Raw genomic sequence first — 11,163 nt, 5'->3', positions numbered from 1 at the left:
CACTAACGCAAGTGGGTATTATTAAGGTCTCGATATAAGGCTTTTATCGCATCTCTTAACCATTTTATTTTTGGATTTTGATTGTTTCGTTTATGCCAAATCATGGTGAAGGGAATCATCAATTTATCTTGTAATGCTTTATCTACCGGAATAGGTAAACACACTAAATCTGTGTGTATATTACGACAGTAGTGCTGACAATATTGTGGTGCAGTGGTAATCATGTTGTGACCAGACTGAGCTGTCATAAACAAAGATTGTTCGAACGTGGCCATGGTTAATTCAATATTACGGCTTAAGCCCATTTCTATTAATACTTCATCTAATGCCCAGGTTTCAGACTTTTCCCATGTGATGTTAATTTGTGGATATTTTACAAAAGTATCAATATTCCAATCTTCTTTTAAGGCTGGGTGATCTTTATGTAAATACACTAAGGGGAGGTCGGTAAATAATACTTCGTAATTGATAAAGTAAGGTAAAAGTTTAATCGATTCTTTTGATCTTGGGTGGCTCTCTCGGCCAGTAAAACCAATGTCAACTTCTCCTCGAATAATAGCTTCAATTGAATCATAGTCCCAGTTATGAACTTTGACTTTAGCGTCTGGATACTGCTGAAATATTTGCTGTGTAAGCTGATTAAACATCGTCAGCAGCAATGGCGATTCCATCGCAAGATTAAAGCGCACACCGTTAGGGATCTCATCGCCGCGTTTGGCGAGTATTTGACTGCTGACTTGTAACCAGTCAGCAAGCTCTTGTTCCATACTGATGGCAAGTGACGTTGGGCTAAATCCATGAGGTGTTTTTATAAACAAAGGGTCGTCAAACCATTCTCGTAATTTGCTGAGTGATTTGCTCACCGTTGACGGCGTCACGTTCAGTTTTTTTGCTGTTTTAGTGACGCTTAATTCTTGTAATAACAATTGCAGAGTGATCAGCAAGTTTAGATCAAGGCGTGCTAATGATTTCTTCATTGGAAATACTCGGCAGTGGTGAGGGAATGAATACTATTAAAACAGCGCTGATAACGCCACCCATTAACAATATTAATATCAGCATATTCAATGCACTTATACCAAGCAAGCCTAATAGCCAAATATACAAAGCTGAACTGCAAATTTGAGCCACTCCGAGCATAGAACTGGCGACACCCGCTCGATAACGATAGGGGCTAAGCGCTTGGCTCATTACCACACCAAACCCAATTGAAAATCCTGCACAGATAAGACTAAGACCAAATAGACTGATAAATTGGCTATCGGCACTGAGTTGAGTCTGCCCGAGGATGATTGCGGCAGACACAAATAATAATTGAGATACCAGCATCAAGCTACGTTGCTTGATATATGACAACGCCAATGGCATAGCAAATGAGGTGAGCATACTAACAAGTGCCGTTAATGCCATCGCAATTGAATACTCGCCGCGACTAAAGCCCATGATATTCATGATCAACATTGGCGATACATTTACAAACGTAAGAATTGCTGTAACGGCAATGGCACTAATGAGTAGTCGGCTTAAAAAGAATCGTTGGTAAAAGGATTCTGTCGCAGTTGTTGATTGAGTTGTTGATTGAGTGAAGGGGTGGGCTGTTAATGGATCAGTTGTTTCGACTGTTGTTACATTAGCTCGTGATGATTGGCGTGTAGTATTGGTTTCTTTTAAAACAAATACTGACATTAAACACACCATTCCGCCCATGGCTGCCATAGTAATAAACAGACTTGGCCATGGAAGGCTAAGCATGATCAAATGACCAATCACCGGGGCGATAACGGGCATGATGCAGGTAATTCCATTGACCATAGATAATACTTTTGCTCTGCGTTTATCGTCCAGCTTGTCACGTAAAATAGCAAACGCGACCACGTAACAACTGCCAGCGCCAATACCTTGAATAAAGCGGACGATTAAAAAAGATTGGCTGTTTTCTACTGTACTGCCCATGAACGAAGCTAATGTAAAAATAATAGCGCCAGTAATTGCTATGGGTCGTCTGCCGATAACGTCTGATAATTTACCGGCAAATACCATCGTTGTGGCCATACCCGCTAAATACACAGAAAAAGCGATATGGAGTTGTGACTCACTTGCACCTAAGTCTTTGGCGATTTGTGGTAAACCAACTAAATAAAGGTCAATTGCAGTGGGATAAAGCAGAACCAGCGCGAAGCTACACAGTATAAATCTAGTCATAAAACCCTCACTTAATGTTGCAAGGATAATAGATTGAAAGGTTTGTCGGTACGAGTTGCCATTTTGACAACAGGTATTTCTATTTACGACATCTTGTTGATTGATTTGAATCTGATGACTTTAAATACATTGATCGAAAAGCTTTAATAAAAAGTGAGCTACGGAGCATCGCTAAGCGTATTGAGTTTGCTGATTTCAGAGCTTTATTCATTCGAGCTCGCGGTTTTTATACGCTCACTCTTTAGATTAGGCCGTAAAAAAGGTTTGCTGAAATTATTGAAACGATGCTCCGGTCTTTATTCGTCATGGAGTCCGAAAACTGTTGAGCATCAACTATACTATTACCATTAATGATTGAAGTTGATTTTTAGTTATCACCTTAAAAATCAAAGTGTCAATTGTCAATTGTCGATAGCCGTTGTCTTTAGCGCTTGTTATTCATGTTTTTAATTTTACTGACTCAATTTTACGCTTCAAATTTTACCGAAAAGTACCAATACACTTAATTACACAAAAGGTCTTAACAATGAGAATAATAAGCCGTCTTTACTTTGGCTTTGCAAGTTTACTGGTCATTATGGTTGGTATAACCTTGTTTGGTTTACTCAAAATAAGTATCGCAGACAATAATTTAACCAAATTGTCAGAGCAGACAGCAGTTGAACAGCGCCAAGCGATTAATTTCAGAGGCAGTGTGCATGATCGAGCCATTTCAATTCGAGATGCCGTATTAGTCAATAATGCTTCACTGTCACAACAGCATCAAAATGATATTAATCGTCTTAAACAGTTTTATCTCACAGCTGCAAAAACACTTAATACTATGTATGCCAACGTGCAGCACAGTAATGAAGAGTTAAGCTTACTGCAAGCGATTAAAGACATTGAAGTGACCACGCTAGCGGCTACTGAAACCTTGTTACAGATGGTTAATTCGAGCCGTAATGATGCTGCGACAGAGCACCTATTAGTGGTCGTTTCACCTTTATATAGCGAATGGCTAAAAAGAATTAATAAGTTAATTGATTATCAAGAAGCGCAGATTCAACAACAAGTTTCAGCAGCGCGTGAGCAAACAACCAGTTTTCAGTCGGTGATGCTAGTTGTAACCGCCATTGCACTCTTTATTGGGTGTATGGTGGCGTTAACTTCTGTTAAGCGCTTAAAAAATATTATTGGCGGCGAGCCGGAATATGCAGCCAGTGTGATCCAACAAATCGCTTCAGGTGATCTCACGGTAAAATTAACCGTTAATTCTTCTCAGAGTATATTAAGTGCAGTGCAGGATTTAACCGTTAACCTGACCGACATAACCCAAAATTCCATGTTGGCCGCAAATAAGTTACTTGCGGCGTCTAAAGATTTATACCAAACGGCAAAGCAAAACGAACACCTCATTAATAATCAAAAATTAGCGACCGATAATGGTGCTGCAGCGATCACCCAGATGTCGAGTACCGTTTCAGAAGTCGCAAACCATACCAGCGAAGCTGCGCTACTATCACAAACGGCCACAAATGAGTTTAATGCAGGTCAAATTGAAGTGACTAAAACACAGACTGATATTGATGCGTTAGCCGTTAAAGTAAGTGAAGCGGCACAGATCATTGATTTACTATCACAAGACAGTAAAGAAATTGGATCTGTGTTAGATGTGATTCAAGGTATTGCAGAACAAACTAATTTGTTGGCGTTAAATGCGGCCATTGAAGCTGCACGTGCAGGTGAACAAGGCCGAGGTTTTGCCGTTGTTGCTGATGAAGTGCGTAATCTTGCTCAGCGTACACAAGAATCAACAAGACAAATCCAAGCTGTAATTGAAAGCATGCGCGCCAGTTCTGTTAAAGCAGTGACTGTTATGAACGAAGGTCAAGAGCAAGCCAATAGTAGTGTTCAGCAAGCTAAAAACGCTGGAGAATCATTACAGGCTATCAATATATCGGTAATTAAAATAAGTGATATGAATATTCAAATTGCCACAGCCGCAGAGCAACAGTCTGTGGTTGCTGCGGATATAAATCAAAACTTTATTCAAATTACTCATTCAGCATTATTGGCTCAGCAAGAAGCCGGTAAAATTACCGCGGCCAGTTATCAACTTGAAGAGCTTGCTAAAAGCTTAGAGTTAAATGTAAAGCAGTTTAAGACCGAAATATAGTTATTCGTTCTGTGAAAGGGTTACAGATTAACGCTGACAAATCACTCATGTTATTTGTCAGCGTTAATTTAATCAATTTTGAGTTTAGTTAACTTTTGGCTTTATCAATATGGCTTAAGCACAGGCTGATTTTATTTCTATCTCAACCTTACCAATAACCAAGTACTTTCCACCACAGTCCGCCGACAACACCCCAAATGGTTAAATTGACAACACTCATAATAATGCCCATTACCCACCAGTCTTCCATTGATACGTAACCGGAGCCAAAGATAATCGGTGAGGTGCCAGTGGCATAATGCGTGAGCGACATCATTAAAGATGATGCGCCTGCAAGGAGTAAACCTAGGTATAAAGGTGGGGCACCTAATGCGATGCCAGCGGCGAAGAATGCTGCAAACATGGCGGTAATGTGCGCAGTGGTGCTGGCAAAAAAGTAGTGTGCATAAAAGTAAACCACCACCAATATGATCACTGAAATCATCCAGCTGACACCAATTTGGGCGATATTGGTTTCAACCACACCAGAAAACCAATCGACTAATCCCAACTTATTTAAGAACGTTGCCATCATGACTAATGCTGAAAACCACACCACGGTATCCCAAGCGGCTTTTTCTTTAAGCACATCTTCCCAACTCAGTACCCCGCTAATTAACAAAATGGATAAGCCTAAAAATGCGACTGCAGTGGTATCAACCGCAAAATCCGCCCCTAATATCATGGCAGGTACTCCTGCCCATAAGATCAGTAATAGCGAGAACACACTCACCATGATTTTTTCAGCAAAAGTCATAGGGCCCATGTCAGCCAACTTTGACTTAGCATAAGCTGTTGCGTCTGGCGTGCGCTTTATTTCTGGGGGGTAAACCGCATAGATAACCAGTGGCATTAGCGCAATACAAAGCAAACCTGGCAATAATGCTGCCAGTGCCCATGTGCCCCAAGTAATACTGATATCTGCACCTGTGGCATCAGCAATCAATTTGACTATTAATGGGTTAGGTGCAGTCGCGGTAATGAACATTGCCGAGGTAATGGGGTTGGTATGATAATTCACTAAGGCAAGATAATGGCCTATTTTGCGTGATGTTCCTTCTTCTGGAGACGAACCCAAACTCGCTGCAATTGACTTCATTATAGGGTGAATAATTCCGCCGCCTCGTGCCGTATTACTGGGTGTGACAGGTGCAATGACCAGCTCTGATAACGCTAACGCATAGCCAATACCAATGGTTTTCCGTCCAAATAAAGCAATAAAGTAATAGCCAATACGGTTCCCTAAACCTGTTTTAGCTAATCCGCGTGAGATGATAATCGCAATACCAATTAACCAAATCAGTGAGTTTGAAAATCCACTTAAGGCATCCTTAATGGCATCAGCTGGCTTGTCATTGGTTACGCCAGTTAATGCAACGAGTGTAATGGCTAATATGGCAATAGCCCCAATAGGCATCGCTTTACCAATAATTGCGACAATAGTACCAATAAACAAAGCCAATAAGTGCCAGGCATTGGCCGACACACCTTCCGGTGAGGGGACGATGAACCAAAGAAATATAATTATCGCAATTGAAATCAGACCTGGAACAATTCGGATGTCGGTAGTTTTCATTGCAGTATCCTTAGGTTTGAGAATACACCTTTAGCAATGACAATAAATGTCGTTATCATTTGGTCAATTGTTAAAGCGGATCGGAGCAGTAACTCGATACTAAGTCTTTGTGATATTTAAATTTGTGAAGTTATTCTCATTGTTGATATGTGTCATATTTAGTTTTCTATTCAATTGTTTATTGACTCGCTGGCTGTGTTGATTGACGTGACTAATTGGCTAGAAAAACAATATATGATTACACCGATAATGCTATTGTTATCGAATTTGGCGATTGGAGGGCTTTTTAACCTCATTAACATTGGTATATACAAAACTGCTGGTTATTCATAATTTCTGCGTAGTTTCTACACATTTCATTGTTAAGCTTTATCTTATATTTACGCCTATGAGATATGACATGAGTTCTTCACCTTTAAGTTTGCTTACTCTTGCCATCACCTTAGCATTAACCTTGGGGTTAACCTTGGGGTTAACTGGCTGTGGCGGTTCTGAAGACAGCACCGATGTAGCAGATGCAACCAGTTCAACCGATACTTCAACTGATACTGACACTGATACGGGAACAGAAGATTTAGGCAGTGGCATTTTACATACTGCGTACTATGAGTTTGATGATAACAACGTCAATGTGTTGCTCAGTGGCACGAACATTGTTATTGAAACCAATGGTATGCCTAACCATACATCGCCTTATTGGTCTGCTAGTAATGAGCTGCATGTTGAACCTACTGTTACTTCTTACGCATAAATGCCCCCTGGCTACATTGATGACTTTGTGGGGACCTATACGTTAACGGTAGATAACAGCCCATCTAAAGCAACACCAACCTCTGCTACCGGCTTAGGTGCAATTGTATCTAAATTATTTTGACTCTTCGGTTGATAAAATCTTGGCTAGTTGCTTTCGATAAACATTATGCGTAACGCTGCTGCTTTACTCGTTTTTAGGTTTATTTTCTAGCTGACTTAAATGCTGCTTAATAAGCTTTATCATTGCTTGAGCCGCAAATGATAGATGTTTCTGTTTACGCCAAAACAATGATAACTCCCAGCGTAAATCTTCACTGGCTAAGGGGACATTCACAACCGCTTCGACCCGGTATCGTTCAGCAATAATTTTTGGCAGTATCATTACTCCAGAGCCTGCCGCGACTAGTGCAATGCCAAAATCAGCATGACTGACTCGAGTGATATTTTGGGGTTTAAATCCCGCTTTGGCACAAGCTTCAAGCACTAGCTCATATAAGGCGTATTCTGGCTCAAACATCACTTGGGCCAATTGATCAAGCTCACTTAACTGTAACGTTTCTTTACTCGCAAGTTTATGGCCTGCGGGTAATACAACCACCATTGACTCATTGCGAATACGAATACCACAAAACTCATCATCGAAATCAATAATCCCTGTCGCAAGTTCTATTTCATCTTTGTGTAAGGCTGCCGTTTGCTCTATACCGCCGCGCACCAATAATTGCAGCTCAATACTCGGATATTGTTGTCTAAATTGAGCTATCACAGGGGCAAATAACTCTGCACTGCCTAATGGAGCTAGCCCTAATTTTAGTGAACCACCACTTAAATTACGTAAACAATCCAGTTCAGCCATCATCAGTTGACGGGCTTCCATTAACTTTGAGGCATGGCGATAAACTACTTTCCCTGCTTCAGTTAGCCTGATTTGCGAGCCACGCTTTCCGCGTTCTAGCAATATCATATCAAGCTCTTCTTCCAGTAAGCGTATTGCTTTTGAGAGGGCAGGTTGAGTCACAAATGCTGTGTGACATGCTTTAGCGAAACCGCCAGCATTAACAACCTCTATGAAATAGTGCAGTGTTTTAAGATCCATTAACATAACCAGAAGTGATGTAGTCAATCATTAATATTCATTTTTTTTATCAATTAAGCAAGGGTAAACTCCGCATATCAACTAAATAACCATTGTGTGAAATCAAATGTTATCTCTACTGAATACTCATCGCACCTATTTAAAGTGTAAAACAACCTTAGTCATCCAAGTGGGTGGTCTATGTTTTTTTGCATGGTTATGCCAGTGGGCAGCTCTCTGTGTTCATTCGATTATTCCAGGAAGTGTTATAGGGTTAGGTGTTCTATTCATCTTATTGTCTTGCCATTGGGTGCCTGAAAAAATTGTCAACCAAGGTTCAGCATGGTTAATCGGTGACTTGCTATTATTTTTCATTCCTCCTGTTGTCGCTATTACCAAATATCAGTCAATACTCGAAAGCTATGGTGCAGAGTTGATTGTATGTATGTTATTGGCGAGTACGAGTGTGTTATTGGGTACGGCGTTTATTGTCGATAAGCTATTTAAATTTGAACGTCAGCAACGTTTAAACAGCATTACATCTCAGCGCTTACGTGCTGTTTAAAATTGAATATAATGGGGTGTAACAATGAATAGTTCGTTATTAGGTGTATTGTGTTTATTACTCACGTTGGTCGGTTATTATTTTAGTAAGCGCTTGTATTTACGCCAGCAACGCATTTGGTTTGCCCCCATTATTTTAGCCCCTACTATTATTTTGTTGACTGTAGTGATATTTCAAATTCCATTGGTCGATTATTTTCAATTTACCCATTGGCTACCCGCGTTATTAGCGCCTGCGACTATTGCCTTTGCAGTGCCAATTTATAGAGAAAGGGCTCTGATTAAACGTTATCCGTTAACCATAAGTGTAGGCGTATTAGTGGGGTTATGTTTAGGCGTTGGTTCATCATGGTTGATTCTCCATTTCACTCATATGCCGGCAGAACTATCTAAAAGCCTCATTGTAAGATCGGTTTCAACTCCCTTTGCTATTGAAGCAACAAGCGCATTTGGTGGCGTCCCTGAATTAACCGCAATGTTAGTGTTAGTGACAGGTATTATGGGAATGCTCATTTGCGATCCTCTTTTTAAAGCTGCCAACATAAAAAGCAGCTTGGCACGAGGTATATCATTAGGCGCGTCAGCCCATGGCGCAGGAGCCGCTAAAGCGAATCAAATTGGCCGAGAAGAAGGCGTCGTCGCAAGTTTAACCATGATTTTTACTGGCATAGCCATGGTGATAACCGCGCCTTTATTTGCGTTACTGTTTAATTAATCTCATATTTGTTTCGACAAATCGTTACGCGATAAAGACTTTCCCTTCGATGGAAATATAGAGTTCTTGCTCACTCGTCACCGCGCTGGAATGCAATTTTATGTACATTATGGCGCAATGTTGATGTTATTAGCATCTTCAAAATCGAATCAAATCGATAGATAAACCTACTCGGATTGATGCTTTCATCACCTATGTTGGTGAGTTAACTGCCCAGGTTAATCAGTCAATCAATATCGTCCGCAATAAGAGCAATAAAACCCACATATTTGGCATGATGATATGGCCTCAGATGTAAGGTTGCGCTTTATTCTTTGTAAGTGGTACTCATAACCGCAAACACTCCATCTCTCCATCACTCCATCTCACATCGGCCTGTATAGCCTCACTAGCACCTGTAACTCCTTCCAAGTGAGTTTTTCTGCCAACGTATCCGTTGGCAATCCTGTTCATCTATGCGCTCCCACTAGAATCTATATTGCGTTAGAAACATTGTTTGTTATGCAAACTAAAAGCCAACTAAATTCAAGCATGTCTGAAAGAACAGTGGCAATTTTCAACATGAGATCACGCGCTCATAATCAACACATTCAGATTGGTATGTAAATTAATTACTGTATTCTCGTTTTGTAATTACTATTTTTTTTAAACAAAATAACGATTTTGCTACATCAAATAGTGCATTTATTTTTGACGATGCAATGCGCTTTCCAATTGACTAAAAGAAGTATTCAATGAAAAGTATAAATTCTCTCATAACAGCCTCAGTACTGTTACTTATTTGCAGTAGTTCAGTACAAGCCGAAAATTTCTCCGCGGATAACTATTTGTTCGGTGATATTGGTGGTATCCGAAGCCAGATGCATAATGCCGGTATCGACGTTAGCTTAGGTTATACCTTCGAAACCGGAGGCAACTTAACAGGTGGCCAACATCATGCCACTAGTTATGCCGATCAAACCGTTCTTGGTGTTAACTTCGACCTCGAAAAATTATTAGACTTGTCCGATGCCAACTTCCATTTGTCACTGACCAATAGAGGTGGGCAGAGCCAGAATATTAATGATAAAGCTGAAATCGGCCAGTTAATGCAATCTATAGAAGTGTTTGGCCGCGGCAGAGTGACCCGTATTTCTGAGTTTTATTATGAGCAAAAACTACTTAGTGGCGACCTCAATATTAAGTTAGGCCGTATGAATGTTGGCGCTGAATTTGGTGCTTTCCAATGTGAATTTGCCTATCTTGGATTCTGTGGATCCCAATTCGGTAATGTTAATTCCACGGTTTACAACTGGCCTATAAGCCAATGGGCGGGTGTCGTCAAGTATAAGCTAGCGCCAGAATGGTATGTAAAGACCGGGGTTTACCAAATGAACCCAAGCTGGCTTAAAAACAGTCAAAATCTTAATTTAGGCAGTCCTCATGGCACTTTGGGAGTGACGATTCCTGTAGAACTTGCTTGGATGCCCAACCTCAATGACTTACCAGGTACTTATAAACTGGGTTATTGGCATGATACCGTTGGAGGTGAAGATCTTTACTACAATCAAGATGGTAATCCCTTGATTATTGATGGTGGCAAAGCACGTCAACATGACAGTAAAGATGGCGCTTATTTTGTCGCAGAGCAACAGGTTACTGCTGTAGATGGTGATTCTGCCCGCGGTCTTAGTGTGTTCCTTATGGGGACGTTGAACGATCAAGATATCACTACTGTGGATAAATCATTAGCATTGGGGGTGAATTATCAAGGTCCATTTGCTGCTCGTCCGATAGATAAATGGGGCTTAGCCGCTAAATACCTACATGTGAACGATAGCATAGCTGGTAGCGCTCAGCTTTATAATGACAATCACGCACTTTATATGCCTATCCAGGAAACAGAGACGGTCATTGCTAGCTATTACAAATTTCAAGTGACTAAGTATTCTGCTATTCGTCCTGAAATTCAGTACATACATAATCCAGGTGCTATCAGTGAGAATAATGATGCTTGGGTTGTCACTCTCAAAGGTGATATTGCATTTTAACTAAAGCTGAAATACAACATGCACTCTAAAACAGCTTAAATTAACGCTAAT

At 40.5% G+C, this 11,163-nt stretch carries 9 protein-coding genes; 5 read left to right on the top strand and 4 right to left on the bottom strand.

Annotated features, from left to right (window positions below; all coding sequences use genetic code 11):
• Positions 1–2: 2 nt before the first annotated feature.
• Together yidZ and GUY17_RS14130 are read right to left on the bottom strand one after the other, a co-directional pair.
• Positions 3–977, bottom strand: coding sequence for an HTH-type transcriptional regulator YidZ (gene yidZ, locus GUY17_RS14135; protein ID WP_162023522.1), 975 nt, complete (start codon positions 975–977; stop codon positions 3–5).
• The gene (locus tag GUY17_RS14130; RefSeq protein ID WP_162023521.1) at positions 952–2,202 is read right to left on the bottom strand and encodes an MFS transporter; all 1,251 of its coding nucleotides are present in this window, start codon (positions 2,200–2,202) and stop codon (positions 952–954) included. Before GUY17_RS14130 ends, yidZ begins: the two co-directional genes overlap by 26 nt.
• A gap of 526 nt (positions 2,203–2,728) precedes the next feature.
• On the opposite strand from GUY17_RS14130, the gene GUY17_RS14125 reads away from it, so the two are divergent.
• Positions 2,729–4,360: a methyl-accepting chemotaxis protein gene (locus GUY17_RS14125; RefSeq protein ID WP_162023520.1), complete on the top strand. Its 1,632-nt coding sequence runs from the start codon at positions 2,729–2,731 to the stop codon at positions 4,358–4,360.
• Between the two features lie 148 nt (positions 4,361–4,508).
• Here the strand turns inward: GUY17_RS14125 and GUY17_RS14120 are convergent, their stop codons facing one another.
• Positions 4,509–5,975 (bottom strand): DASS family sodium-coupled anion symporter, encoded by a 1,467-nt coding sequence (locus GUY17_RS14120; RefSeq protein WP_162023519.1) that lies wholly within the window; start codon positions 5,973–5,975, stop codon positions 4,509–4,511.
• Positions 5,976–6,375: 400 nt separating this feature from the next.
• Here GUY17_RS14120 and GUY17_RS14115 point away from each other — a divergent pair, with 400 nt between their 5' ends.
• The gene (locus tag GUY17_RS14115) at positions 6,376–6,726 is read left to right on the top strand and encodes a hypothetical protein (protein ID WP_162023518.1); all 351 of its coding nucleotides are present in this window, start codon (positions 6,376–6,378) and stop codon (positions 6,724–6,726) included.
• Positions 6,727–6,912: 186 nt separating this feature from the next.
• Here GUY17_RS14115 and GUY17_RS14110 read toward each other — a convergent pair whose 3' ends face one another.
• Positions 6,913–7,824 carry a LysR substrate-binding domain-containing protein gene (locus tag GUY17_RS14110; RefSeq protein WP_162023517.1) on the bottom strand — a complete coding sequence of 304 codons (912 nt, stop codon included), beginning with the start codon at positions 7,822–7,824 and terminating at the stop codon, positions 6,913–6,915.
• 106 nt (positions 7,825–7,930) lie between these two features.
• Here GUY17_RS14110 and GUY17_RS14105 point away from each other — a divergent pair, with 106 nt between their 5' ends.
• The 3 genes from GUY17_RS14105 (at position 7,931) to GUY17_RS14095 (ending at position 11,112) form a co-directional block, all read left to right on the top strand.
• Positions 7,931–8,368: a CidA/LrgA family protein gene (locus GUY17_RS14105; RefSeq protein WP_162023516.1), complete on the top strand. Its 438-nt coding sequence runs from the start codon at positions 7,931–7,933 to the stop codon at positions 8,366–8,368.
• A 24-nt stretch (positions 8,369–8,392) separates the two neighbouring features.
• On the top strand, positions 8,393–9,082 hold the full coding sequence (locus GUY17_RS14100; RefSeq protein WP_101086616.1) for an LrgB family protein: 690 nt from the start codon (positions 8,393–8,395) through the stop codon (positions 9,080–9,082).
• A gap of 734 nt (positions 9,083–9,816) precedes the next feature.
• The gene (locus tag GUY17_RS14095) at positions 9,817–11,112 is read left to right on the top strand and encodes a carbohydrate porin (protein ID WP_162023515.1); all 1,296 of its coding nucleotides are present in this window, start codon (positions 9,817–9,819) and stop codon (positions 11,110–11,112) included.
• Positions 11,113–11,163 lie beyond the last annotated feature (51 nt).

The organism is Shewanella sp. Arc9-LZ (assembly GCF_010092445.1).
GTDB lineage: Bacteria > Pseudomonadota > Gammaproteobacteria > Enterobacterales > Shewanellaceae > Shewanella.
Note: the sequence above shows the minus strand (reverse complement) of the source record. Positions and strands in the feature narration are given on the sequence as shown.

Excerpts from the sequence above, each read along its gene's own strand:
- GUY17_RS14125 (WP_162023520.1), top strand. The coding sequence starts at position 2,729 with ATGAGAATAATAAGCCGTCTTTACTTTGGCTTTGCAAGTTTACTGGTC.
- GUY17_RS14105 (WP_162023516.1), top strand. The coding sequence starts at position 7,931 with ATGTTATCTCTACTGAATACTCATCGCACCTATTTAAAGTGTAAAACA.
- GUY17_RS14130 (WP_162023521.1), bottom strand. The coding sequence starts at position 2,202 with ATGACTAGATTTATACTGTGTAGCTTCGCGCTGGTTCTGCTTTATCCC.
- GUY17_RS14110 (WP_162023517.1), bottom strand. The coding sequence starts at position 7,824 with ATGGATCTTAAAACACTGCACTATTTCATAGAGGTTGTTAATGCTGGC.
- GUY17_RS14095 (WP_162023515.1), top strand. The coding sequence starts at position 9,817 with ATGAAAAGTATAAATTCTCTCATAACAGCCTCAGTACTGTTACTTATT.
- GUY17_RS14115 (WP_162023518.1), top strand. The coding sequence starts at position 6,376 with ATGAGTTCTTCACCTTTAAGTTTGCTTACTCTTGCCATCACCTTAGCA.
- GUY17_RS14100 (WP_101086616.1), top strand. The coding sequence starts at position 8,393 with ATGAATAGTTCGTTATTAGGTGTATTGTGTTTATTACTCACGTTGGTC.
- GUY17_RS14120 (WP_162023519.1), bottom strand. The coding sequence starts at position 5,975 with ATGAAAACTACCGACATCCGAATTGTTCCAGGTCTGATTTCAATTGCG.
- yidZ (WP_162023522.1), bottom strand. The coding sequence starts at position 977 with ATGAAGAAATCATTAGCACGCCTTGATCTAAACTTGCTGATCACTCTG.